Here is a 26,286-nt window from a genome sequence, read left to right as displayed (position 1 = left end):
AGAACTTTGTAGAATCACAACCCAAAACTACCACAGCATAATTTTAACTGTTTTTTACCTCACTTCTGTACCAAAAGGCATCAATGCCAGCTTCGCCAATTTAAAATGCTGCAAGCCAAATGGTATTCCCACAATAGTCACACAAAGTATTATCCCCCAAACCAAATGCTCTAATGCCAATACTAATCCAGATACAATCAACCAAATGATATTCAATATAAATGAACCGGCACCACCGCCATACTCTACTTCTTTTCCAAAAGGAAAGAAAGTTAAACCTGCAATTTTAAAACACTGCACACCCACCGGTATACCCACAATTGTAATACACCAAAGGCATCCAGCAAGACACCAACTTAATCCGCCAAGCGCACCACCGAATATAAACCATAACAAATTTCCTAAACATCCCATATGCTATTTCCTCTCTATACTTTCGTAGTTATTCTTCATTGTTTTCTTTTTTCTTCGTTCAAGTAAAATTTCATAGCCACACAATATAATTCCACCAACAGCATAGCACACAATATCTTTTACGTCGAAAACGGAACCTAATAATATTCGAAAAAATGCATTATTCTCCAGATGAAGTATCTTTACAATTTCAAAATATTGCAACACTTCTACTATAACTGCAAACACACAAATATATATTGGAAGCAAACGGCATTTTTCTACTACCCAAATTCTTATAAATGTATATAGTACAATTACAACTAGTACATCTCCTATATATGGACGTATGAAATTATCGTGTACAAATAACGCAATCAACACCTCTATTATTAGGAGACACAATGTCACTATACCGTATGCTATTCGCTTTTTCCTGTTCATACTATCCCTTTCTCGTATACCGACACCCTGGATAGTTCTGACATCCCCAAAACTCTCCATATCTTCCTTTTCTTTTTTTCAGCATTCCACCACACTCCGGGCAAGAATTTTCCAGCACTGCCCAAAGCTGTTCTGCTGACATTTCTCCTGCCTGTTCTTTTTCTATCTTCTGAACCGGCTTTTTCTTTTTCGGTACCGCCTGCTGCATCTGCACTTCCAGCAAAGGTCCCATTTTTTCATAACACTTCTGGTTCATCACGCAGTCATTCAGCGCTCGGTGGGCACCTTCCGTACTGATTCCAAAATACTCTGAAATATCTCCCAACTTATGATGCTTTAACTGTGGCAAGCAACTTTTCGCCATATACAGCGTATCTATGTAATCATTATAGATGCCCTCTCCAAATACCTCCATGGCGGCATCATAGATAAAATTCGTGTCAAAACTATGAATATTATGTCCTACTAAAATTCCGGTTTCAACAAAATCTATAAATCCTTCTAACGCTTCTCTAATCTCCGGTGCATCACTCACCATATCATTGGTAATCCCATTCACCCTCGTGGCAGATGCAGGAATTCGAATCGATGGCCTTACCAAAGTAGAATAGGTATCTATAATCTCGCTATTTTCCACCTTTACCGCTGATATTTCTATGATTTCATCCAGACCCGGACGGAAACCTGTGGTCTCTATATCAAAAACAATGTAATCCTTTATGTACTCGTTCAGTCTTCTCCCCTTATTTCTTACAACTGCCATAACTTTTGATGTTTCCTTTCGATTTTTATCATTTATTTCTATCAAGTCCTGCTATTGTTCTACATCCTTACAACTTTTATCATTAATTCCCCATCCAATACGTTCTAACTCCAAAAACCTCTCATCCCCATAAATCTGAACCAGACTCTCAAGATTCAAAGTAAAATCAATCAGTTTTTCTTTTTTATATTTCAAGCGTACGCCCACTTCTTTTCCCACTGAATCCTTCAATAACTGTATCATCTGTTCATAGTCGCCACGGTCATACATGGTTACATCTTTCAAAATATAACTTGTATATAAATACTTTTTTTCACCATCCACACACCCGTACGCCTCTATATTAATTACACCACTTTCACTGTCCTGTTTCCAATTTGAATACACATCGGTAAAAAATGGCAACTTTATATCTTTATAAATTGCTTTTGAAAAAATCGACATATAGTAACTCCTTTTAAATCATCATATATTAAATTTCCATTCCTATGCTACTCAAAACAAATCTAACATATTATCTAAATATATTTTTTCTCTAACATGCAAATGATACTCGGGCTTTGTCATATAATAGAGCAAAAATTCCAGAATCAAGGCGCTACCAAGTCCTCGACCTTCGATTTTGAAATTGGAAAAGCCCATTGGTAAGTAGATGTTTTTAATATCATCTATGCCGATAAAACCCGGATTTGTCATTGCTTTAGAGAAACAATATCCATCATTCGCATCAGGAGCGGCACAGTGGTGGTCAGTACAGTTTTCTCCAAGGTTTTTTCGACTGACAACTTCGTAACAGAGTTTCCTGTCCTTACAACCAATAAAACAGCATTCGTTACATAGGAATTCCACTTTATCTTTCTGGAGTCCGGACAACGTATTCCATTTATCAAAAACCTTGTTTAAACGAAAATCCGGCACCACATAACGAAAATCATCCCGCTCCACTTCATTCAAGAATTGGCGAAAATCCGTCAGAACCTTGGTTGTTGAAGAAACAAAATAGAGCCCCGGATAATTCATCTTTAAATAGTCTAACAGTAAATCCGAGTGGACAATAACACCATTTCGAACTTCTTCGCTTTCTTCGAATAGGTTGCAGACGACATTACACTTCTTGTCCAAAAGGTGTTCCTTCCTAAGCAACGAGTTGCTAAATGTCAGACGAGCCGAAATCCCACATTCCTGCATCAATGTCAGGACCTCTCGTGGGTCTTGTTCTCCGCCCCCAACACGCCCTCCCCCCCAAATACAATCTGCCGGAGCACCATATATAGATCCTATATCGCACCAATCATAAAAGTATTCCCTATGCTCACGGAATAATGGCAAAAACGCACGATACAGTTCATAAAACTCAAACAAACCAGGAAGGTGGTAATATGCTGTGTCTTTTTGAAATTTTTTCATGTCCACATCGTCACCTCCATAAGGGCATTCTTCATCAAAAATACAAGATACAGCGCCACTACATTTTCAATTTATACAAATCATATTATATCACTCCCCCCTCCCCTTTACTACATATTTTTAGGGCATGACAACCGCCATGCCCTATCTTTCTATCGCTTTTGATTCTGCTTTTCCTGTTCTTTTTTGTCCATGTCTTTTCCTCATTTCAAGTATTTTCAACACAGACATTATTCCCACTCTTCTCCTTTATATCAGAACCTCCATACGTTGTACCCGTTGTCTCTGCATCCTCTTCCTTTTCCGGCAATGCCTGGTACTGTTCTGTCTTCTTGAATTCCTTCATCACATCATCATAAGCTGCCACAATAGCTTCCTTCATAGGGTCATCTTTGGCTACCATAGAAATAGCATTTCCATACACTTTTTCTACTTCTTCTTTGGACCTACAGTTTTTTAATTGATTCTCCAAATTCTCACGCATTGCCTGTACTCTGGCTGCCTGCGCATACAACTGTGGATTCTTTGCTCGCAAATAATTCATCTCTTCTGCAGTAAGCTTCTTACCTGCGCGAAGCTTTTGCATAATCCGCTCTTCGTATGCCTTTTTTTCATCTTCACTCATTCCGGCTGTTGGATCCAAATATTCCATTAGCACAGATTCTATATCAAATCTATCTGTTTTCGACTCCTTATCTATTGTCTTATTGATTGCACTAGATAATTTCTCTAAAAAAGTCTTCGTTTTTCCCGGTGCTTGTTTTCCCAAAACATTTTTTAATATTTGTGATGCCTGAATATTCATTAACTTTCCCCCATTTCTGATACTTCGTTACATACTATATCGTCTATTGGAGGTTATTCATTAAGATAATTTCCTAAAATCTTCCAAATCCACAACCGCCTCTTTCTTCTCTCTCCATATCTTTTATATATGAAGCCTGAAATTCCCGAGTAATCTCTTCCAATTCTTTCTCCCCATCAATATAAGGCTGATACATATCATATCCGTAGGCTGCGCCACCTTCGTCACATCCCAAATCACAATATCCTAAGGAATCTTTTACAATCTGCTCCCTTTGTTCTCTTGTCGTATTCTTTATTAAAAACTCTTCCATGACTCTTCCTTCCTACTCCAAAATAATAATATTTTTTTATCTACCTGGTAACTCCTTTATAAGCGGTTTCATAATATTTAGTATTTCTTTTACTTCGCTGTTACTGCAATATTGTTGCAATTGATTATTTAACTGTTGCTTTGTCTCTGACTTCAAAACCACCTGAATGATTTCTTCCCTTTTTTCTTCATATTTTCGCAAATTTTTTCCAAAAAAAGAACGTATTACCTGCTCATGTTTCTCCTTCTCTTGATAATCACAAATCTTTGAAACCCTTTTTACCTTAATGCCTTTTTCCTTCAGTTCTTCTATAAATTTATCATAATCCTTATCCTTGGAAATAATAAAATATTCCGAATTCTTCTCACTTTTGACGTTATCCTGCAAGTCAAAGACAATCTTGCAATCCAAAGCATTCTTTATGCAATTTATAACTTTTATATATTCGATATGAGCCTTAGATTCCGTAATTCTTCTATGTAATCCAAAGGTTAATTTCTCCGCATCTTTACTATAATATATTTTCACACAATCAGTGGCCAGTAATTTTTCAATCCCATTCATCCCCTCTTCTTTTACATTTTCATAATCCACGCAAAAATATCTCACTCTCTTTATACACCTCTTTCACTGTCTCAAAATGCCGTATAAAATAAATATCTTTCCTCTCAAACATATACTAATTTATTCTACACTTCCAGAAAAAAATACGCAACTTTTTTCCTCTTGTAAGATAAATTATGTAACAAACGTGGTACAATAAACTTACCCAATAACTCTAAATACTATAGAAAGGAATCACACCATGGCAGATTATCAACAAATCACACACGAATTTGACCCAATTTTCAACAATGACTCTAAAATCCTTATTCTTGGAACCCTGCCCTCTGTTAAATCCAGAGAGCAACATTTTTATTACGGTCATCCTCAAAACCGATTTTGGAAAGTGCTTGCCAATATTACAAATGAAGCAGTCCCTTCCTCTATTTCAGAGAAAAAAGAACTGCTCCTTACCCATCACATCGCCATTTGGGATGTGATTAAAAGTTGTGAAATTATTGGTTCTTCCGATAGCAGTATCCGAAATGTGATTCCTACTGACATTCGTCTTTTACTAAATCAGTCAAATATTTCTGTCATCTTCGGAAATGGTGCGAAAGCCTGTGAACTATATAACAAATATACCTTAGCAACCACCGGATGTCCTATCCGAAAACTTCCTTCTACCAGTCCCGCCAATGCTGCCTGGTCCTTGGAAAAGCTGACTAACTATTGGGCCCAAGAACTTACTCCTTTTCTCTAAGCCATTGTCCCAACTGCTCGAACTCATCCAGAAATACACAGTATTTCTCATAACTACCTTGCCTGTTTTCTTCTTGAATTTCTTTTAAAGCAACTTCGTAGTCCATCCAACAGACAGATTCCACTTCCTCTTCCTGCAATTTGAGTTTCGTTATATCAACTTCCTTGTCATATATGTAAACCGCGCTGACTTCTGCATTTTTAAATGGTTTTCCATAGAAATTAGCTTCCGCATATCCCAGATGCATAAATCCATACTGTAAATCCTCCGGCTCTGCACAAATCCCCAGTTCCTCTTCTAACTCACGCAATGCAGATTCTCGATAATCATACCCGGAAGAAATATGTCCCGCAGAAGAAATATCATAACATCCGGGAAATGAATCTTTATTTTTACTGCGCTTCTGCATCAGCACTTCCCAGTTCTCTGTCTTTCCTCGACGAACAATCCAAACATGGGAAGTTCCATGGAGGTCACCGTTTTCGTGAGCAATACTTCTCTCTCTCACTTCTCCGGTAAGGCTTCCATCTTCTCTTCGAATATCCAAGAGTTCCATCGCTTTTCCATCTAATACTGCTTCTATCAATCTATCCCCGGAATAGCTTAATTTTAAAGAGAAAAATGGATGTTCCTCTGCCAACAGTTTCAGAAAAATCTTATCTCCCTCCCAGAGATTCAAAGAAGTCAGTTTTTCCTTTTCCACCCATTCCAGCGTTCCTTCGTCACATTCCTGTAATTCTCCTTCAAATTCATCTGCTGTGTACAAACACATATATTCTGTATTCCAGCCTTCTGCCTGAAAGGTTACAATTCCGCGGAATCTCCAATTAGTCAGTGTAAGTCCTGTTTCTTCCTTTGCTTCCCGAATCAGACATTCCTCCGGACTTTCTCCCTGCTCGAAATGTCCACCTATTCCAATCCATTTATCCTTATTGACATCTACCTCTTTTTTTACTCTGTGAAGCATTAGATATTTTCCATCTTTCTCCACATAGCACAAGGTTGTCAACGGTGACTTGCCCATTTTTCTTCCTCCAACTAAACTTGCCTTAGAACAGTGCATTTCACCATTCTAAGGCAGATATTGTTCATTCATTACATCTTTTAACACTTCATAGGGAACTGTAATTTCTATGACCCCTGCCTCATATTCTGTCAGCAGGTTGGTATTGCATATAATTACCAATCCCTGAGCACTCAAATAAAAATCATCCTCCGTCAATATGTCGGACACATAACTCTCATAATCCTCCAGAAGATACTTTGCATATTTCTCACTAGTTACAGTTTCTTGTATATACGGCTCTACAATCATTCTTGCCATACTTACATCTGAAAAAACATCAGACAGCGTCAGCAACTTTCCTTCCGGCACATAAAACGTATATGCCACAACATCCTGATAAGGCTGTTCCTCTCCATTTTCCACTCTTTGAGACGCCTTCATACTAAGTATTTTAGAAGACATATACATATTTTCATATAGATAACTATAAGAATGAACGTTCCACAGCTCTAACTCCTCTTCTTCCAAGCCCGAAAAATCATCCTCTGCTGTACTATACTCACTTTCTATTTTCGTCTCATTTTTCGCATGCTGCTGTTCAAAAACTCGGTTTATTAAATTTTGTGCTTCTTCGTTTCCTTTTAGAGTAACTACCGGACAATTCTCTTCTACTTTCAGTACTACAGTACCCGTATCTTCCTCTGCAAGTTCCTGCGAATAATCCGTATACACAATTTCCGGTACCACCCCTTGCTGAACTTGTCCTTCCTGCAATTCATCTTGTTGATTCTCTGGTGTCTCTATCTCTGTCTTCTGCTTATTCGTTCCTGCACAGGCAGTACACAGCAGACAAATCCCCAAAAAAAGAGCCATCATTTTCTGTTTCATCTTGAAATCCCCTTTTTCGTTACTAATCTGCTTTCTTTCCTTTCTGCCTATTGTAACGCACTTTCCACGATATTCGCAACCCCTAAATTATTTAAAACTTTTTATTTTTTTATCCGATACATATGATTCAAAGGACCATTTCCCATTCCAAGATTCATGCCATCTGCAATGGCCCCGGTAATGTACTCTTTGGCACTTCTCACACTTTTTTCCATCGTAAGACCTTGTGCCAACCCACAGGCAATAGCAGAAGACAAAGTACAGCCCGTTCCATGGGTATTTTTATTTTCAATATGCTTCTGTGGAAACCAAACCACGTTCCCCTTATCAAATAGCAAATCATCTGCCTGGTTTTCATCATGTCCCCCTTTTAACAAAACTGCTCCCTGATAACGTTTCGCAAGTTCTTGGGCTGCCTCACATCGTTCTTCTCTGGTACTTATATTTTTCCCTGTCAATAATTCTGCCTCTGGAATATTTGGGGTATAAATATCCGCCAAAGGTAGTAACTCTTTCTGATAAAACTGTATCGCTTCCGGCGCCATCAAGTTCCTTCCACTGGTAGAAACCATTACCGTATCTATCACGATATTTCTCGGATGGTATTTTTGAAAGCAACGGCAAATCACCTGTATCTGTTCCACTCCCGGTATCATTCCAATTTTTACTGCATCCGGCACAATATCTGAAAATATACACTCTAACTGTTCTTCTAAAAATTCCGGGGGCACCGGCATTACATCCGCTACCCCCATAGTATTTTGAGCAGTCAGTGCCGTAATGACACTTTCTCCATATAGTCCGTGTACGGTAATTGTTTTCAAATCTGCCTGAATTCCGGCTCCTCCGCTGCAATCACTTCCTGCTATGGTAAGCACTGTTTTCATGGCTTTTCCTCCTATGCTTCCTCAAGTATATCTCGCAGCTTCCTTACCTCTGACGCCACATCTTCTGCTCCTAAGATTCCTGCTGATATGGCAAGTCCATTCGCTCCGCAACTTAAAGGTTTTTCACAGTTTTCTGCAGTAATTCCTCCTACTGCCACATTCGGAATAGCAACAGCACTCAAAATATCCCGATAAGTTTCTTCTGCAATAGGAACTGCATCCTTCTTCGTAGAGGTAAAAAACCATGCGCCGCTTCCCAGATAGTCTGCACCTTCTTGCTCTGCCCGCACTGCCTGCTCTACTGTCTTAGCAGTTGCTCCAATAATTTTATCCTTACCTAAAATCCTTCTGGCATCCGCTACCGGAACATCAGACTGTCCCAGATGCACTCCATCTGCCTCGCTTAACATTGCAATATCCAGACGGTCATTTACAATAAACTTTGTCTGATACTTGTCTGTCATTTTACGCAATATTTTTGCACGTTTTAAATATTCTGCCGAAGAAATATTCTTCTCACGAAGCTGGATATAATCTACTCCTGCTTTTAAAGCTGCTTCTATCTTTTCTTCTCCATAGGAAAAATCTGCAATCAGATATAACCAACGTTTCATTTTTCTTTTCCTTTCATCCAGTCCAGAAATTCCTGCGTTTCTAACCGTTCTAATACATTTAACAGTGCTACTTTTGCCTGACCATAACCCTCTGCCGTATCTGCCTGTTCCAATGCATACATCACTCCTATAGCTGCTGCTTGCGCCGCTCGCTGTGGGTTAGCCTCCACACTGTAACATGCTCCTACCACAGCCCCTAAGAGGCATCCGGTTCCTACAATATTATATTTTCGGGATTCCTTTTTCCAAAGTGGCTCACTTTTCCCTTTCCACAGAATCCGGTCTGTTTCACCGCTCACTAAAAATAGTCTATTTTTTGACACCGTCTCTGACAAGTTTCTCTCCTGTCTGGCATCAATGCCTTCCCGGGTCAAAACGCCCTGTTGTATACTGTATATTTCAGACTGATTTCCCTTTACAATACCTGTCCAAGGAATCTCCAAAAATTCCTTTATTGTATGTAAACGGAATTTAGAAGCTCCACATCCTACCGGATCTAATACTACCGGTTTCTTTTCTTCCACCACAGCCTTAAGTGCCACTGATACTGCTTCTATTTTTTCCATGTTAAGCTGTCCCAAATTGATAACAACTCCGTCTGCCTGAGCTACAATCTCCTGCATTTCTTCCGGTGCCACCGCCATAAGCGGTCTTGCCCCAAGCGCAGACAGACCATCTGCACAAAGGGCCGCGGACACCGTATTGGGTATCATATGTATCAATGGTTGTTTTTCTCTGATTTTTCGGAAAATCTCCTGTATTTCTTCCGGCTCCATAAGCTCCTCTTTTCTATTCCATCATCTGATTTAAATAGTGAATTGCTTTTGACTTATATAAAATTCCCAACAGCACTGCTGCAATGAGACTTCCTCCCAAGGTACTGATTAAAAATGGCAATACATAAGTAAACAAAGCTGCCTCTGCATTTCCTAACAGTAATTTTGCCACCGGATAGCAGAGCATACCTCCTAAAATTCCCGTACCAACCACTTCTCCAAGTAATGCCAACGGAATCTTTTTGGTATATTTGTAAACCAAAGCACAGCAGAAAGCTCCTACCATACTTCCCGGAAATGCCAACAGACTTCCGGTTCCAATCAGATTACGAATCAGGGCCGTAGAAAAGGAAAATCCTAATGCATAGCTCGGTCCCAGAAATACACCTGCCAGTACATTCAAAAGATGTTGTACCGGAAAACACTTAGAAGCTCCTACCGGAATGGAAAATGCTGAAAGAGCTACTCCAAGGGCTGTCATCATTCCTGCCAACGCTAGCTTTTTTATATTTAACTTCATGGTTTTCTCCTACAAAATATCAATGTATTCTCCTGATAATGCCTTGTTCATACTACGGACTGCGCAGAACTTACCACACATAGAACAGGTATCATCATGTTCCGGCTTTCTGTCATCACGAATCTGTTTTGCAGTTTCCGGGTCAATCGCACATTCCCACTGTGCTTCCCAATCCAGGGCACGACGGGCATCTGCCATCTTATCATCAATTTCTCTTGCTCCGCGTACTCCTTTTGCAATGTCCGCTGCATGAGCTGCAATTTTGGATGCAATAATTCCCTGTTTTACATCTTCTACATTTGGAAGTGCCAAATGCTCTGCCGGAGTTACATAACAAAGGAATGCCGCTCCGTTCTGTGCTGCAATGGCTCCACCGATAGCAGAGGTGATGTGGTCATATCCCGGTGCAATATCAGTAACAAGAGGTCCTAATACATAGAATGGTGCTCCCATACAAATAGTCTGCTGAATCTTCATATTTGCAGCAATCTGATCCATTGGCATATGTCCCGGTCCTTCTACCATAACCTGTACATCTCTTGCCCATGCACGTTTGGTCAATTCACCTAATCGAACTAATTCTTCAATCTGACATACATCAGATGCATCTGCTAAACATCCCGGACGACAAGCATCTCCCAGAGAAATGGTAACGTCGTGTTCACGACAGATTTCCAGAATTTCGTCATAATATTCATAGAATGGATTCTCTTCTCCAGTCATGCACATCCATGCAAATACCAAAGAACCTCCACGAGATACAATGTTCATTTTACGTTTATGCTTTTTGATCTGTTCAATGGTCTTTCTGGTGATTCCACAATGCAATGTTACGAAGTCTACACCATCTTCTGCATGAAGACGTACTACATCAATGAAATCCTTTGCTGTTAAGGTTGCAAGGTCTCTCTGATAATGAATCACAGAATCATATACCGGAACAGTTCCAATCATCGCCGGACATTCAGAAGTCAGTTTTCTACGGAAAGGAATAGTATCTCCATGAGAAGATAAATCCATGATGGCATGAGCTCCCATATTTACTGCTGCCATTACCTTTTCCATTTCCACATCATAGTCCTTGCAGTCTCTGGAAATTCCAAGGTTTACGTTAATTTTAGTTTTCAACATAGAACCAACGCCTTCCGGGTCGATGCACTTATGATTCTTATTAGCACAGATAGCTACCTTTCCTTCTGCTACTAAAGGCATCAATTCTTCTACAGTCATCAGTTCCTTTTCTGCTACTTTCTTTAATTCCTCTGTCACAATGCCTTTGCGGGCTGCTTCCATTTGTGTTGCGTATGTACTCATTTTATTCTCCTTTTCTTTTACCGAATAGTCTTTCCTATTGATATAAAAAAGACCTTACCGCAGTAGTACACGGTAAAGTCTCTTACTTTTCGTTTCTCTCTATTCCGCTCCCTACGACAGTATTAACTGACAGGTTCCAAGAGTCAGGTTTTAACCTTCTCAACCAATATTCGGTCCCTCTGCGTTTTATGTAATTTTATTTCTTTGTTCATGGTATCTCATTTTACAGTGTTTGTCAATGATTATGACTACGATTCCAGCATTGAAAGGTAAATTTGTTTTATAGCCTACCATTTCCGTAAAATGCTTATCTTCGACATTTCGTGTGAAAATGTCTTAAGTTATCCACATTGCATACTTACACAAATTCCTGTCAAAAAAAATTGTGAATAAATTTTGCATTTTCCTCTTGGCAGGCATCACCTTCTTTGCTACAATTAATTCAGTTTTGAACTGAGTTATTCAGTTGAACTGGTATATCTTCTGTTTCTGTTAGTTGCCGTCCAAAGCTGGCTAACAATTCAGGAGATATATTTTTTTGCAGCTTTTTTATTCCATTTTTTTCAAGATAGAAATACTCATATAGCTGCTTCACAAAATCCGCTATCTGTTCCATCAGATAGTGATTCTTCTGTGCCCGCTCATTCCAACTACATGCGTGCTCTATATCTCCCTGCCAATGCTTCTGGCGGTTAAATCCCTGATTTTCTATTTTCCATCTGTTACGTCCGGCACGTACGATTTTTTTTGCATTACTTTTCGTAATCTCGATGCTTGTAATCCAGGCAAACTCTCTTTCTTTCTCTTCACCTTTTACAATCCACCTTTCCCGATAATAGATTAGATTCACGTCAAAGTCATTGAACATGATTTTATTCTGATACTCTATATCAGTTCCAATTGTTTCTTTTTCCGGAAGTGCACGGTATTCTTTAGCTATTGATGAAGCGCAGCCTTCTTTATATCGGATAATGTAATCCCAATGATAATCTTTACATATCTGTAAAACTGTTTTTGTAACATACAGTCCATCTGCCGTAATGATAATTGGCAGCCTCGGGAATTTCTGTTTGATTTTGGCAGCAAGTCTTACAAAAGCTTTACTTTCGCAATCCTGTTTTACTGCTTCATCACTTTGATTTATATATTTCTCCGAATTTTCTATTGTTTCTGATGCAATACTGCATACAAGATTTTCTCCAAAGTATATTTTTGCCTCAAGTATGCTTCTGTGATACTTAATGTACTCTTTATCTGAGCCTCTGTTGTAACACCGGCTCAGATAATGCTCATTCTTCTTTTGGTATCCTTCGTCCAATTCGGTTGCATCTACAATAATCTGCCATTTCTTTAACACCTTGGCATTATCAAAGGTCTTTCGACGAATCATGGAATATACGATATTCTGCTGAACATTCTCTAACTCCCTTGGATCTAATCTTTCCAGAAATTCATTTTCTGTCACACCATGGGGCATATAATCTTTTACTTCTTCTCCCATGAATCTGTATAAATTTCTGCAGATTTTCTCATCATTAAAGGTTCTTGTCATTTCCTGCATGCTCGAAATCCCTGCAATACTTTTATAGTACATAGTTCCAAGCATGACTCTTGAAGAATAATCAATGTAACTCTGATTACGGGGATCTTTTACTCTGCCGAACATCGAAAATAGTTCCGGACAAAATCTGTTCTGAATCTTATTACATTCAGCAATGGGATTGTTTTCAAGTTTCTTTCTGATTCTTTCCTGCTCTCGGCTCATTTTGCACCTCTGCGATAAAGTTTTTCTTCTATTTTACCTTATTACAGAGAAAACCACAGTAATTTCATATGATTTAGTGCGAATTATTTTTACCTTTCAATGCTGCTACGATTCCCGTTCCTTCTATTTTTCCATATACTGGTCTAATTCATGGGAAATCTGAATTACATTATCCAATGCACTCTTAGCTCTATCCGCTTCTTCTTTATTTTGTTCACTAATTTCCTGTGCTTGTTGTGAACTTGCTGTTACTTCCTCTGTTGCAGCAGAAAGCTGAGTAACACTATTTACAATATTACCATTAGAAGTGGACAGGTCTGCTAACATTCCTTCTACTTCCCTGATATCTTCCATCAGCTTATTTGCATTATCATTAATATTTTCAAATCCAGCTGATGCACTCTCTATCAACTGATCCTGATAATCAGTAGCTGTAGCAGAATTATCTACTGCCTGCTTTGCCTCAGATGCATTTACATTTAATTCTTCTAAAATCTTTGCAATACTTTCTGTTTCTTTTCTTGTTTCCTCTGCAAGATTTCGAATCTGATCTGCAACTACTGCAAATCCTCTTCCAGCTTCTCCTGCTCTCGCACTTTCAATAGAAGCATTTAGCGCCAACAGATTTGTCTGACTTGAAATGTTAAAAATAACATCTGCAATATTTCTTACCTCTTCTGTCTTTTCCTGCAGTCTTCCCATTGTTTCTGCCACATTCTTATTGGTATCTGCAATATTCTTAGACTGCTGTTTTATGTTATTCATTACCTCAAGATTCTCTGCAACTGCCTTGCTGGAGGCTGCTGCTACCTCAACCATATGATCCGAACACTCAATTGTCTTATCAATGGCATTTTGAATCGCCTGAGTCATAATCGTCTGTTCCTGAATATTTTCTGCTGTACTTAATGTACTCTGAGAAATCTCTGAAACAGCCGTATTTACTACATCTGTAGAATTATCAAGATTATCTACTACTTCACTTGCCTTTAAAGCTTCAGTCCTTACCCTGCTGGCAGTATCCAAAACATTTTTCATCATTTCATTCTGTGCGGCTCTTTCGTCTCGTAGATTATATAAGGTATCATGATTAAATCTGTGTCCCACATACGTTGTATAAGACGTAATTCCCAAAAGAATCACAATCGTCAACAGAGACATAATACTCTCTATTTTTTCCATACCAGTCATCTGTTCATGTTGCATATGATTTATTGTGCTAATGATATTAATCACACACATTGCAATAGAAAACGTAATAATTGTCTTCTCCTGATAATACAAGATTACTCCAATAAATGGAATTAATACCATATATTTGAGATACTGACTATCAAATGCGAATGTAATAAATAGGTCTACAATACAAAGTCCCGTCAATGCTACGTTCTTAAGCATACTACTAGAAGGTCTTTTTAGATATACCGTCCAATTTATAGCACTGAAAACCGTTACGAGAACAGCTATCATTCCTGTATATCCTGCTGAACGCACTCCTGATTCAAATGCTACCAAAACATTTGCTGCCACAATCAAATAAAATACTGTCATTCCAATGGTCAAGAAATTATTTACTTTTCTATTCTGTGCATCCTTGCTGTCAAATTTTCTTACTTTTCGAACTGTTTTTGTTTGTTCTTCCATTTTTTTCTCCTATGCTTCCATGCAAACATTGTTAAATTACCATTGGGGATTATAGCATAAATTTTTCCATTTTCCTATTGTTAAAATTTCTCTAAAATTAATTGAAAAAGAAGCATTTCTGCACTATTTTGTGGAAATGCTTCTTTAAATATACAATATAATTATGCTGCCTGTTGTTCTTTTTTCTTAAATAATTTCTGGAAACAGCTTGCCGCTACCAATACACCAAGCACCATCAACAGGACCGCTATGATTAACTGCAACCCCTCTACTAAGAAAGTTGCTGTTCCATTTGATACGCTTCCTACTAACGCGATTGTTTTCTGAACTAATGCAGTGAATGTAACTGCCAACATTGCAAACATTGGAATATACAAGGTCCATCCGGTACGTCCGGTTGTCTTCAAGAATACAGCAAGTGCAATCAATACTAATGCTGCAAGTAACTGGTTTGCAGAACCAAATAATGGCCATACATTGTTGTATCCACCCTTACATAACAACCATCCAAAGAATAATGTAATTATAGTTGCAAAATACTTATTTGTCAGTACTTTACGAACAATTCCCATTTTTGCTGGATCGGTAGTATCTTCATAGAATAATTCCTGGAAGGACATTCTTCCGATTCTTGCAACAGAATCCAATGAGGTCAATGCCAGTGCAGATACGCACATGGTCATAAATACAGTTGCCACTTCTACAGGTACACCAAGTTTTTCTAAGAATCCTGCAACACCAGCTGAGAAAATAGCGAATGGTGTTCCCTCTGGCTTTGTTCCATTTACAGCAACTGCTCCAACTACTACCAATGCAACAATACCAAGCAGAGATTCAACTACCATTGCTCCATATCCAACCATCGGCATATCCTTTTCGTTTCGGATTGTCTTGGATGATGTTCCGGAAGATACCAAACTATGGAAACCGGAAACCGCACCACAGGCAATGGTTACAAACAATGTTGGGAATAAATAAGATTTTGCTCCTGTTGCAGCGTCAACAAGTGTAAATCCATTAAATGCATTCAAGTTCATAGCAGGATGTGCGACTAATACACCAATAACTGCTCCTCCAATCATACCAAGAAGCATATAAGTTGTCATATAGTCTCTTGGCTGCATCAGTAACCACATTGGAAGTACAGATGCAAGGAACAAATATGCCATAATTATGTAAACCCATACATCTTTACCTGCATACATTGGAAGATTCATACCAATTGCAAACATAACTACAATAAGTGCAACTGCAATAACACCTTTTACAATTTCATTCATATTTGTAACTTTTTTCAGGATTACTCCCATGATTACTGCTACCAAAATGAACAACATAGATACAGAAGCTGCTGCACCATTGGCAAATACAGGTGTATTATCTACCGGATAAGCATTGAAAGTTCCTGCCACCATATCGGTAAATGCTGCAATTACTAACAAAGTAAACAACCAGCAAAACAACATAAATAACTTTCTTCCCATTTTTCCGATATATTTCTCGATAATCATTCCCATGGACTTTCCTTCATTCTTTACAGATGCATACAATGCTCCAAAGTCCTGTACTGCTCCGAAAAATAAACCTCCAATCAGGAGCCATAAAAGAACCGGCACCCATCCAAATACAGATGCAAGGATTGGTCCGGTTACAGGGCCTGCACCTGCAATTGAAGAAAACTGATGAGAAAATACCGTAAACTTAGAGGATGGTACAAAATCTTCTCCATCTTCATATTTCACTGCCGGAGTCTCTGCCTTTGGATCAAGACCCCATTTTTTTGCGAGCCAACGCCCATAAAGCACATAACCTGCGCCTAATGCAACGATTCCGATTAATACAATTACTAAACCATTCATAATATTCACTCCTTCTATTTTTACAGAAAATCTTTTGCATCTCTCAGCTATACGCATCCTTAGCGGAGCGTTTTCAAGTTCTTTCTTACTGATATAAAAAAGCTCCCGCCTCCGGTATTATTACCAAAGACGAAAGCTCTATAAACTCTTCCGCGTTACCACTTTGCTTGCCATTCTTACTGACCACTCTGCCTTATCTCTCAACAACAACTGTTGTATCAATAAGCTCCCCTGTAACGGTGGGACTCCGGTGAAACTTAATCCAGTACCTCGATTGATGTTTTTTATCTTCTAACTACTGTTTCAGTTTACTGCTTGCAGGGGATGTCGCCAAAAGTTTTCTACTGTCTCACACCATCCGACAGCTCTCTGCAAGAAATTTCTTAAGGTTCGTATGCCTGTTCATTGCATTTGACTCTCTGTTTGAGAAAAAATATAACACTGTATCACGAAAAAGTCAATTGATATTTTTTAATTCCTTATTGATGTTTTTTAATTCTTCAATACTTCGATTGCCTTTAAAATCTGATTATCCTGCATTGGGTCATATGTTACTGAAGTATCACCCAAATATTCATATTCCAGTTCAATGTCCGGTTCAATTCCTTTTTCATGGATATAGTTTCCTTTTGGTGTAAAGTATTTTGCCATAGTGACCTTTATAGCACTTCCATCCCCCAATGGAATAATACTCTGGACAATTCCTTTTCCAAAAGAAGTGGTTCCAATCAAGGTTCCATAATCATAATCCTTAATTGCTCCTGCAAAAATCTCTGATGCACTAGCACTATTTTCATTAATCAAAACAGCCATCGGTATCTCCAGACAAGAGTCATCAGAATCATAATCAGTACGATTTCCATATTTATCTTCTGTATATACTACGGTTCCTTCCGGTAGGATTTCATCTAGCATAGCACACACTGACTGTAATACTCCACCCGGATTATCACGTAAATCTACAATCATAGATTCCATTCCCTGACTCTGTAATTCCTTAATGGCTTCATCAAATTGATCTGGCGTGTTATCAGAAAATTCCGAAATCTGAATCAATCCTATGTTTCCATCCAGCATCTGATATTCTACTGTTGGAATATCTATTTGCCGACGTTCTACATCAAATTCCAGATAATCCTTTTCTCTCAACAACTGCAGATGCACAGTAGTTCCTTCTTCTCCCTTGATGTGTTTTACCAATTCAGACAATTCCATACTGTCTCCTTCCACATCATCTACCTTCACAATGACATCGCCATCTCTTACTCCTGCTTCTTCTGCCGGAGTTCCCGGATATACATGAAGAATTGTCACCACATTTGTATTCATATTCTGTGTTAACACAGCACCAATTCCATAATAAGTACCACTGGTAGTTTCTGTCAGTGACTGATATTCATCCTCGGTATAATAACAGGTATAGGGATCGCCTACCCCCTCTACCATACCAGCATACATTCCTTCCACCAGTGCATCTTCATCAATATCTTCGTAATAATATTGATCTAGTATATCTGCCAGTTCTCCAGCCTTCTCTTGTACGTCCTCATTGGAAATTACATCCTGCGTACTCTCTTCTTTACTATCCTCTACGCTACTCTGATTAATTTCTTCCGGAAGTACATCCTTCTTTTCGAACGCTCCCAACATTATTGCTACGAGCATCACAATCAAAAGTGTTCCAGCTATTCCTATCAAAATTCCTTTTCTAAATTGTGACTTATCCGGTTCCGGTTGAAAATTCTGTGTGTCCATACTTCTCCTCTTTTCCTTTTACTTCTTTATAAATAATTCCATGGATTTACATAGCTTCCATTTAAGCTTACACCAAAATGAAGATGGTTTCCTGTCGAAATTCCGGTACTTCCTACCTTTGCAATTACCTGCCCTCGAGATACAGACTGTCCCTTAGACACGCACAACGAAGAACAATGCATATATGTGGTATACAATCCGCCACCATGACTGATGGTGACATAATTTCCAGCGGAATTAGAGTAACCTGCAAATATAACCGTTCCATCTGCTGCAGCTACTATATCCGCTCCATAAGCTGCTCCAATATCGATTCCTTTGTGATAAGTGGACGCCCCTGCTGTAGGAGATTCTCTTGGACCATAATCACTAGTTACTCTTCTAGACGAAGGACATGGCCATGTAAAAGCAGATACCGTAGGTTCCTCTGTCTGTCCATTATCTTCTCCATCATTATCCTCGTTACTTTCTGAGTTTCCACCAGAATTATCATCATTCTCTGAATTATTCGTATCTGTATCTTGCTGATTCTGGTTCTGTTGCTGTTGCTGCTGTTCCTGTTGTTCTTGCTCCTGTCGGATACGCTCTTCCTCTGCCGCCTGAATTTGGGCTATAATTTCATTTTGAGCATCAATTTCAGCTTCATAGGCCTCTGCAAGCTTCTGTGCATCTACGATTTCTCCCTCGGTTTCCGCAAGCTTTACTTCCTTTTCCTGTACCAATGCCGCTACTGCCTTCTGCTCTTCCTCTACCTTCTGCTTCATAGCTTCCAGCTCACTGATTTCTGTTTTCAACGTTTCTTCCATCTTAGCAATATTTTCCACAGTCTCTTCATATTTTAACAGCATATTGCGATCATATTGTGAAATCTCAGCAATATATTCAGCACTATTCAAAAATTCTGAGATACTTCCAGCTGTTAACAATTTCTCCAATGCAGAAGTATTTTGATTCTCATACATAAACTGTATGCGCAACTTCATATCCTCATACTGCTGTTGTCGGTCTTCCTCTGCTATTGCAAGTTCCTCTTCCGTTGCATCAATCGACTCCTGCTTTTCCTTCAACTGATTTTCCAAATCTGAAATCTGTTTGGAAATATTGCGAAGTTTTTCATCCAGCTCTTTGACAGCCTCTTCCATGTCTTCTTTCGAATCATTCAAACTGTCAATCATCTCCTGCGCTTCTTTTAATTCCTGTTCCAGATTTTCCTTTTCCTTTTGCGCCTCAGACAGTCCTGTTGCTGCAACATTTCCAACTCCGGAAAATGCAACTAAACCTGACATTCCGATTGCAAGTAAGGTGGCATGTGTCCATCTTTTCTCTTTTCTTTTCATACCGCACTCCTCTTTCATCACATTTAAAACAACTCGGTAGCTATCCACCACCGAGTTTTCCCTACTTATACCTTCAGATGTTTTCTTATTGTAAAACGGCTTCCTAAAAATCCAATACCTACGCCCAACAGCAATCCTACCGGTACTAAGGTAGAAAATACCGTATCTACAGGAAGGAAGTTCATTATTTTACTGAGCCAATGGAACTTGTCCCCAATATACACAATAATGTTCCGATACATTAAATACAGAACTCCCAACGGAAGTGCTGAACCAATGAGCCCAATTAGAATTCCTTCTACAATAAATGGCGCACGCACAAAATAATCTGTCGCACCAATCAACTTCATAATCGCAATTTCTTCTCGGCGTACTGCAATACCTACTGTAACCGTATTACTAATAAGAAACACTGCTACGCAAAGAAGAATTAAAATAATCCCTGCTGAAATATATCCTATCAGACGATTAAAATCAGATAACGTATTCGCTGCTACATCTGAACTCTTTACCTCTCTTACTCCATCCAAAGATTCCAGATAAGTAACCAATGACTGCTGCATAGAAATGTCATTCATATAAATCTCATAATGTGCAGAATTTGCCAATGGATTATCATTTACAAATCCAGCTGCCATATCCTCATTTCCTTCAAAATAATCCTTCTGGAATTCTTCCCAGGCTTCTTCTGCTGATACAAAGTTTTTCTTAGATACTTCTACACGCTTATCTATTTCTGTTCCAATATTGTCAATCTGTTCCTGTCCCAGTCCCTGTTCAAAAAATACTGTGACTGCCACTCCTGACTCGGCTTCCTTTACAATACTCTGAAAATTCACCACAATGGAAAAAAATAATCCAAACAGGAAAATGCATGCTGACATCGTTGCTATCGATGCCAGAGAAAACATTTTATTTCTCCAAATATTCTTAATACCCTGCTTTAAAGTATATACAAATGTACTAAATCTCATCCTCGTCACCCATTCGTTCATCGCTGACGACGACGCCTTTCTTCATTGTAATAACCCGCTTTTTCATGGCTTTCACAATCTCCAGATTATGCGTAACCACCAGGACCGTAGTTCCCCGCTGATTAATCTCTTCCAAAAGTTTCATAATCTCCCATGCATTTCGGTTATCCAGATTACCGGTAGGCTCATCTGCCAATAAAATCTTTGGTTCATTTACCAAAGCTCTGGCAATTGCAACACGCTGCTGTTCTCCACCTGAAATCTGTTTTGGAAATGATTTGTACTTTGCCGCCAGTCCTACCATAGACAATACTGCCGGCACTTTACGCTTCATCACTTTAGTTGGTGTACCGATTACTCTCTGGGCAAATGCTACATTTTCATAGACATTTCTATCCTTCAGCAAACGGAAATCCTGAAATACAACTCCAACATTTCTACGAAACTTTGGAACATCTCTATGACGAATTCTTCCCAGTTCTTGATTATTTATCACAATCTTGCCATCTGTAGGCTCTAGTTCCTTTAATAACAATTTAATTAAGGTTGATTTTCCAGAGCCGCTATCTCCTACCACGAAGACAAACTCACCCTGGTCTATATGCAGACTAACATCATTCAATGCAGGAATTCCTGCTGAATATGCTTTACTGACATTTTCCAGTGTTATCATAAAAGCCTCCTAAAATACTTAATAATCCAAAGACTCCATATACTTCATATATTTTACTACCATCAATGCAATTTTAAAGGTAATAGCATCTTCAAATACACGAAGATCTAATCCAGTACTTTTCTGTAACTTATCCAATCGATATACCAATGTATTACGATGGATATACAACTGTCTGGATGTCTCTGAAACATTCAGGCTATTTTCGAAGAATTTATTAATCGTAGTCAATGTTTCTTCATCAAATTCATCCGGAGATTTTCCGTCAAAAATCTCTTTGATAAACATCTTACATAACGGAATTGGCAACTGATAAATTAAACGTCCGATTCCCAAAGTCGAATATGCAATTACATGACGTTCTTCAAAGAAAATCTTTCCTACATCCAATGCCATTTTTGCTTCTTTATAAGAACGGGATACTTCTTTAATCTCATTTACAATGGTACCATAAGCAATATGAACATCAGACTCTTCATTGGTTCGGAAGAGATTCAAAATCACTTCGGCTGTCTTGTTCAATTCAGGATATCCCTCATTCTCCAAAACTTCCTTTACTACAATAATATTTTTCTCATCAACAGCAGTAATAAAATCTTTGGACTTTCCGCCAAAAAGACTTCTGACCTTTTCCAGTTCATTACCATCCTTTTCACGGTTTGTCTCTACTATAAATACCACTCTTCTTGCCTCAGTGTCAATATGAAGCTTTTTGGCACGATTGTAAATATCTACCAGTAGCAGGTTGTCCAGTAACAGATTCTTTACAAAGTTATCTTTATCAAAACGCTCTTTATATGCTACCAAAAGATTCTGAATCTGGAAACTTGCAATTTTTCCTACCATGTACACGTCTTCGCTATCACCATTAGCAAGCAATACATACTCCAACTGATGCTCATCAAATACCTTAAAAAACTGGCATCCCTGAACCACCTGGCTGTCTGCCGGCGATTCTACAAATGCCATCGCAGCAGTCACATAATTCTCCCCATCCGGGAATGTGGTTGCTAGTACCTTTCCTTCCGTATCGATAATACATAAATCCATTCGAGTGATTCCTTTTAATCCTTCAATGGTATTCTGAAGTATCTGACTTGAAATCATTTGCTTCACTCCTTTTCTTTTCCTTACACTTCTTCTGTTTCTTCCTCTATCATTGTGCATATTTTCATATGCAACTTTCACAAATTTTCCTGCAATTCCTGAGGAAAACAAAATACTCTAACTTGTATTTTAATGCAAAACCACAAAAAAAGAAAGAGGAAATACGCATTTTTTATGCATTTCCTCAACCTTTTTTTCAAAAAATAGGCTTTTTTGTCCTATGCATAGTTCACAAAACAGCATTAATTCCCCTTATATTCAATAAATCCTTCCCCCAAAACCTCTCTAACATCTCCTACAATCACAAAGGCATTTCGATCAATTCTAGTAACTAATTCCTTCAAAGAAACAATTTCCTTTTTTGAAACCACACAGTATAACATACATTTCTTATCGCCGGAATACATTCCACGCGCTTCCAACCCAGTTACTCCACGATCCAATTCTTTCATAATTGTTTGAGCCACTTCTTCATACTGCTCTGTAATAATGTAAGCTGCTTTTGAAAACTTCATACCTTCCAGCATAGTATCCGTTACCTTAGACACAATAAAAATAGTGACAATCGCATACAAGGTAGGCTGTAATCCAAATACATAAAGCCCAATTACCACAATAATTCCGTCCATCACCTGCAATATCTGCGCAATAGAATAATGCTTTAGTTTTATCTGTATAAGCGCCGATACCATATCAGTTCCTCCGGTAGTAGCATTGGCCCAAAAAATCATACCAAGTCCAATACCAGTAAGTACACCACCAAAAATAGCCGCTAATATATAATCTCCATTTACCAGATTAATCTGCGGAATTACATACAACCATGCCGAAAGCAACACCGTAGCAACTGCTGTCCTTCCAATGAATTTTTTCCCCTTCACACCCCACGCAACCAAAAAAACCGGAATATTGAGTGCAAGGTTGGTAAGCCACAATGGAATTCCTCCATCGATAACTGTCCCTGTTAATTTCTTAATCAAAATCGCTACACCGGTAAATCCACCCGTCACAAGACTAATCGGATCAAAAATACACTTGATGGCAAGTCCCATGATTCCGGTTCCTAAAATAATCTTAATATATGCTTCTACAATACTTCTCTTGTTACTTCTAATACTGTCCATTACGCTTTCCTCATTCATCTTTATTATAGTGCGACAGCATGCTATGAAGCATTCCCTTGTGAACTAGTTTCTTTGCAAATTCTGCCACCTCTGACACTCCGCGCTTCCGAGCATAATTTTGCCCTAGCCCATACCATATCTTCGCATTAAACTTTCCAACATTATCCCTCAGGAAATATTCTTGTTGTGGCGTAGGTAGAACAGAAAAAATCACATCCGGTTCTGCAATATTAATTTCATTAATAATATTATCAAAGTCTCCGGTACAATTCTCCAACGCATACCAACCGCTTATTTTTAGTTTTGGATATTTTTCTGTTAAAAATTCCTGTAATTTTTCAATTTGCGCACTGGTATCTCCCAACAAATATACCGTCTTATTATTCCGCACAATACGTTTCATGAATTCTCTTGCAAATTCATTCTCCACCGTTTCACGCATACGCTGTGCTGACATCACTCCCGCTGCTTTTAATATTTCTTTTTCACTGATAATGGCAAGATCTAACTGTTCAATGCATTCTTTGAGTTCTTCATCATTCTGAGCCTTTACCAACATCTCCATCGAAATATTTTCAATTGTATTCATTGTGTCATTCGTCAGATATACTTCTACCTGAAGCATCGCTTCCCGCACTGTATAGTTATCCAGATTCATGCCAAGAATCTCAATCTTCTTTATCATATAACACCTGTCTTTTCCTAGATTTTATTATCCGCACTAAAATTCACTTTAGAAGTATACCAAATAGCAGAAGATTTTTCAACCATGGCTTTTACAGATAACTCTACATAATAGACTGACATTTTCGGACAGATAATTCTTTTTTTTGTCTTTTGAAATGTCAACTGTTTTTTCTTTTTTTTTTCATTTTTATCAACTTTATAATAACTTCACAAAACAAATGTTCCGTTTTTTCACTATGTAAACCTCATTTTTCCCGTTTTTTTATGTGGATAATGTGTATAACTTGGTGTATAACTCACTTTTTTCGATATTTCCGCACTTTTTTATGTGGATAACTTTTTAATACTTTTGTGTTATTTTTTTCACCCTTTATGAAATTTTGTGCATTTTGCTTCTGAGTTTTTCCTCCGTCTTTTTTTATTCCTTTGGAGTAAAAGACTTTTTAATTCAAATGTATGAACTGTATAACAATTCTGATAATTGATTATTTTATCCACAGCTGATTTACTATTCGTCGGAGCGTCGGAGCGTTTTTGGCTATCATAAGAACTTCATACTCTTTCCTATGATATCAAAAAGGGGGTCTCTTCCTACAAGTTACACTTATAAGAAAAGACACCCTTTCGCTTCTCTATATTATTTCTTAGAAAATTCTTCTAACAGTAATAATATTTCTATAATATGCATTTGTGTACTTAATACCTGTTGCCTCTGTACTTGCATTAACGATAGTACCATTACCAACATAAATTCCTACATGTCCACTGTAGCATACAATATCGCCTGGCTGCATAGCATCCTGACTTACTTCATATCCAACACTTCTCATTCCACTAGAAGAATGTGGTAAACCAATACCAAATGCTGCATATACACTCATTACAAATCCGGAACAATCTGCTCCATTTGTCAAACTTGTACCACCATATACATATGGATTACCAATAAACTGGCATGCATAATCTGCTACTGCCTGTCCACTTCCTCCACTTGGTGGATTATAAGTACGACTACTTCCGGAAGAACTATTTCCTGATGAACTTCCAGATTTTTCTGAAGCTCTTCTTGCAGCTTCTGCTGCTGCCTGTCTTTCTTCCTCTTCCTTCTTCAGTCTAGCTTCTTCTTCTTCCTTAGACTCTGCTGTGGTATAATGAGTACTTGTCTCTACAAATTCATTAGATACCCATCCATCTCCTTCTTCAATAGAAACCTTTGTCCATCCATCAATCTCTTCCACAACAGTAAGCTCTTCCCCATTTGGTACCTGTCCTAAAATACCTGCCTCTGTTGTTGCTTCCTTACGAACATTCAATGTCTGAGTATTTACTTTAGCAACTCTTGTTCCAACTGACTTAGATAATTCTGCATCTCCAACTACAAGAAATTCTGCCTTAATGTAACCTTCTACATTACCGGAATGAATCTGATACCAGTCACCCTCTGTTGCAAGAACAGTTGCTGCTGAATTATTATATAACTTACCTACTACCTCGCCATCTTCGCTTGCAGTAGAACGAACATTAACATAATTATCAACCTGTGCAATCGCAATATCATCATATTCAGATTTTACTACAGGAGTCTCATTCTGAACTACCTGAATTGCAGACTCAACGGTTGTTGCTGTCGGTTTCTGTGTTAAATATTGAGAAAAAGTCTGAGAAACACCTGCGTTTGCAGAAGCACTTGTTTCAGTACTGTTATCATTTGTAGTTTCTGTAGCTAATGCGGTAGAAACGAAGTTTCCTGCACCTGCTGTTGGTGCAGCATTAGATACAAAAGAACTGCTCGATAATACAACTGTGGCTGTCAAACAACAAGCTGCTACTCTGATTCTATTTCTATTCATGTTACCCTCCATTATAATACATTTTGTTATATGTGCCTTCCAACACATTTATTACAAATTTATTACGAAATCCAT

The 26,286-nt window shown here is 38.3% G+C and carries 27 protein-coding genes and 1 riboswitch; of the genes, 1 reads left to right on the top strand and 26 read right to left on the bottom strand.

Annotated features, from left to right (window positions below):
• Window positions 1-54: 54 nt before the first annotated feature.
• The 8 genes from BIV20_RS02270 to BIV20_RS02235 form a co-directional block, all read right to left on the bottom strand.
• Window positions 55-414, bottom strand: coding sequence for a YccF domain-containing protein (locus BIV20_RS02270; protein ID WP_075721315.1), 360 nt, complete (start codon window positions 412-414; stop codon window positions 55-57).
• 3 nt (window positions 415-417) lie between these two features.
• Window positions 418-837, bottom strand: coding sequence for a ribosomal maturation YjgA family protein (locus BIV20_RS02265; protein ID WP_075721316.1), 420 nt, complete (start codon window positions 835-837; stop codon window positions 418-420).
• A gap of 1 nt (window position 838) precedes the next feature.
• On the bottom strand, window positions 839-1,600 hold the full coding sequence (locus tag BIV20_RS02260; RefSeq protein WP_075721317.1) for a 3'-5' exonuclease: 762 nt from the start codon (window positions 1,598-1,600) through the stop codon (window positions 839-841).
• Between the two features lie 51 nt (window positions 1,601-1,651).
• On the bottom strand, window positions 1,652-2,044 hold the full coding sequence (locus tag BIV20_RS02255; RefSeq protein WP_075721318.1) for a hypothetical protein: 393 nt from the start codon (window positions 2,042-2,044) through the stop codon (window positions 1,652-1,654).
• Window positions 2,045-2,095: 51 nt separating this feature from the next.
• Window positions 2,096-3,007 (bottom strand): hypothetical protein, encoded by a 912-nt coding sequence (locus BIV20_RS02250; protein WP_075721458.1) that lies wholly within the window; start codon window positions 3,005-3,007, stop codon window positions 2,096-2,098.
• A gap of 208 nt (window positions 3,008-3,215) precedes the next feature.
• The gene (locus BIV20_RS02245) at window positions 3,216-3,812 is read right to left on the bottom strand and encodes a hypothetical protein (RefSeq protein WP_075721319.1); all 597 of its coding nucleotides are present in this window, start codon (window positions 3,810-3,812) and stop codon (window positions 3,216-3,218) included.
• Between the two features lie 73 nt (window positions 3,813-3,885).
• Window positions 3,886-4,125: a purine biosynthesis protein PurH gene (locus tag BIV20_RS02240; protein ID WP_075721320.1), complete on the bottom strand. Its 240-nt coding sequence runs from the start codon at window positions 4,123-4,125 to the stop codon at window positions 3,886-3,888.
• A 36-nt stretch (window positions 4,126-4,161) separates the two neighbouring features.
• Window positions 4,162-4,734, bottom strand: a complete 573-nt coding sequence (locus BIV20_RS02235) for a PIN domain-containing protein (RefSeq protein WP_242939853.1) — start codon at window positions 4,732-4,734, stop codon at window positions 4,162-4,164.
• Between the two features lie 196 nt (window positions 4,735-4,930).
• Here BIV20_RS02235 and BIV20_RS02230 point away from each other — a divergent pair, with 196 nt between their 5' ends.
• Window positions 4,931-5,431, top strand: a complete 501-nt coding sequence (locus BIV20_RS02230) for a DNA-deoxyinosine glycosylase (RefSeq protein WP_075721322.1) — start codon at window positions 4,931-4,933, stop codon at window positions 5,429-5,431.
• Here the strand turns inward: BIV20_RS02230 and BIV20_RS02225 are convergent.
• The 18 genes from BIV20_RS02225 to BIV20_RS02140 form a co-directional block, all read right to left on the bottom strand.
• The gene (locus tag BIV20_RS02225; protein WP_075721323.1) at window positions 5,415-6,455 is read right to left on the bottom strand and encodes an NUDIX domain-containing protein; all 1,041 of its coding nucleotides are present in this window, start codon (window positions 6,453-6,455) and stop codon (window positions 5,415-5,417) included. The genes BIV20_RS02230 and BIV20_RS02225 overlap by 17 nt on opposite strands.
• Before the next feature lie 48 nt (window positions 6,456-6,503).
• Window positions 6,504-7,325 carry an RsiV family protein gene (locus tag BIV20_RS02220; RefSeq protein ID WP_075721324.1) on the bottom strand — a complete coding sequence of 274 codons (822 nt, stop codon included), beginning with the start codon at window positions 7,323-7,325 and terminating at the stop codon, window positions 6,504-6,506.
• Window positions 7,326-7,426: 101 nt separating this feature from the next.
• Window positions 7,427-8,212 carry a bifunctional hydroxymethylpyrimidine kinase/phosphomethylpyrimidine kinase gene (gene thiD / locus BIV20_RS02215; RefSeq protein WP_075721325.1) on the bottom strand — a complete coding sequence of 262 codons (786 nt, stop codon included), beginning with the start codon at window positions 8,210-8,212 and terminating at the stop codon, window positions 7,427-7,429.
• 11 nt (window positions 8,213-8,223) lie between these two features.
• The gene (gene thiE, locus BIV20_RS02210) at window positions 8,224-8,826 is read right to left on the bottom strand and encodes a thiamine phosphate synthase (protein WP_075721326.1); all 603 of its coding nucleotides are present in this window, start codon (window positions 8,824-8,826) and stop codon (window positions 8,224-8,226) included.
• Window positions 8,823-9,602 (bottom strand): hydroxyethylthiazole kinase, encoded by a 780-nt coding sequence (locus BIV20_RS02205; protein ID WP_075721327.1) that lies wholly within the window; start codon window positions 9,600-9,602, stop codon window positions 8,823-8,825. Before BIV20_RS02205 ends, thiE begins: the two co-directional genes overlap by 4 nt.
• Before the next feature lie 13 nt (window positions 9,603-9,615).
• Window positions 9,616-10,122: an energy coupling factor transporter S component ThiW gene (gene thiW / locus BIV20_RS02200; protein WP_075721328.1), complete on the bottom strand. Its 507-nt coding sequence runs from the start codon at window positions 10,120-10,122 to the stop codon at window positions 9,616-9,618.
• Window positions 10,123-10,131: 9 nt separating this feature from the next.
• Window positions 10,132-11,436, bottom strand: a complete 1,305-nt coding sequence (gene thiC / locus BIV20_RS02195; RefSeq protein WP_075721329.1) for a phosphomethylpyrimidine synthase ThiC — start codon at window positions 11,434-11,436, stop codon at window positions 10,132-10,134.
• A gap of 91 nt (window positions 11,437-11,527) precedes the next feature.
• Window positions 11,528-11,627, bottom strand: a riboswitch (TPP riboswitch).
• A 251-nt stretch (window positions 11,628-11,878) separates the two neighbouring features.
• On the bottom strand, window positions 11,879-13,201 hold the full coding sequence (locus BIV20_RS02190) for a transposase family protein (protein WP_075719895.1): 1,323 nt from the start codon (window positions 13,199-13,201) through the stop codon (window positions 11,879-11,881).
• A 123-nt stretch (window positions 13,202-13,324) separates the two neighbouring features.
• Entirely contained in the window at window positions 13,325-14,845 is a 1,521-nt protein-coding gene (locus BIV20_RS02185; protein WP_075721330.1) for a methyl-accepting chemotaxis protein, read from the bottom strand.
• A 161-nt stretch (window positions 14,846-15,006) separates the two neighbouring features.
• A complete protein-coding gene (locus BIV20_RS02180; RefSeq protein WP_075721331.1) occupies window positions 15,007-16,704 on the bottom strand; it encodes a carbon starvation CstA family protein in 1,698 nt (565 codons plus the stop codon).
• Between the two features lie 492 nt (window positions 16,705-17,196).
• Window positions 17,197-18,459 (bottom strand): S41 family peptidase, encoded by a 1,263-nt coding sequence (locus BIV20_RS02175; RefSeq protein WP_075721332.1) that lies wholly within the window; start codon window positions 18,457-18,459, stop codon window positions 17,197-17,199.
• Between the two features lie 26 nt (window positions 18,460-18,485).
• Window positions 18,486-19,796 carry a murein hydrolase activator EnvC family protein gene (locus tag BIV20_RS02170; RefSeq protein ID WP_075721333.1) on the bottom strand — a complete coding sequence of 437 codons (1,311 nt, stop codon included), beginning with the start codon at window positions 19,794-19,796 and terminating at the stop codon, window positions 18,486-18,488.
• A gap of 65 nt (window positions 19,797-19,861) precedes the next feature.
• Complete coding sequence (ftsX, locus tag BIV20_RS02165; protein ID WP_075721334.1) at window positions 19,862-20,770, bottom strand: permease-like cell division protein FtsX; 909 nt, start codon at window positions 20,768-20,770, stop codon at window positions 19,862-19,864.
• Window positions 20,760-21,443, bottom strand: a complete 684-nt coding sequence (gene ftsE / locus BIV20_RS02160) for a cell division ATP-binding protein FtsE (RefSeq protein ID WP_075721335.1) — start codon at window positions 21,441-21,443, stop codon at window positions 20,760-20,762. The genes ftsX and ftsE overlap by 11 nt, the downstream gene beginning before the upstream one ends.
• 18 nt (window positions 21,444-21,461) lie before the next feature.
• Window positions 21,462-22,550: a PucR family transcriptional regulator gene (locus BIV20_RS02155; protein ID WP_075721459.1), complete on the bottom strand. Its 1,089-nt coding sequence runs from the start codon at window positions 22,548-22,550 to the stop codon at window positions 21,462-21,464.
• Window positions 22,551-22,792: 242 nt separating this feature from the next.
• Complete coding sequence (locus tag BIV20_RS02150; RefSeq protein ID WP_075721336.1) at window positions 22,793-23,674, bottom strand: YitT family protein; 882 nt, start codon at window positions 23,672-23,674, stop codon at window positions 22,793-22,795.
• A gap of 10 nt (window positions 23,675-23,684) precedes the next feature.
• The gene (locus BIV20_RS02145; protein WP_075721337.1) at window positions 23,685-24,359 is read right to left on the bottom strand and encodes a WecB/TagA/CpsF family glycosyltransferase; all 675 of its coding nucleotides are present in this window, start codon (window positions 24,357-24,359) and stop codon (window positions 23,685-23,687) included.
• Between the two features lie 646 nt (window positions 24,360-25,005).
• Window positions 25,006-26,211: a C40 family peptidase gene (locus BIV20_RS02140; RefSeq protein WP_075721338.1), complete on the bottom strand. Its 1,206-nt coding sequence runs from the start codon at window positions 26,209-26,211 to the stop codon at window positions 25,006-25,008.
• Window positions 26,212-26,286 lie beyond the last annotated feature (75 nt).

Source organism: Roseburia sp. 499, assembly GCF_001940225.2.
Taxonomy (GTDB): domain Bacteria; phylum Bacillota; class Clostridia; order Lachnospirales; family Lachnospiraceae; genus Petralouisia.
The sequence above is the reverse complement of the archived record's forward strand: the minus strand, read 5'-3'. Positions and strand labels throughout refer to the sequence as shown.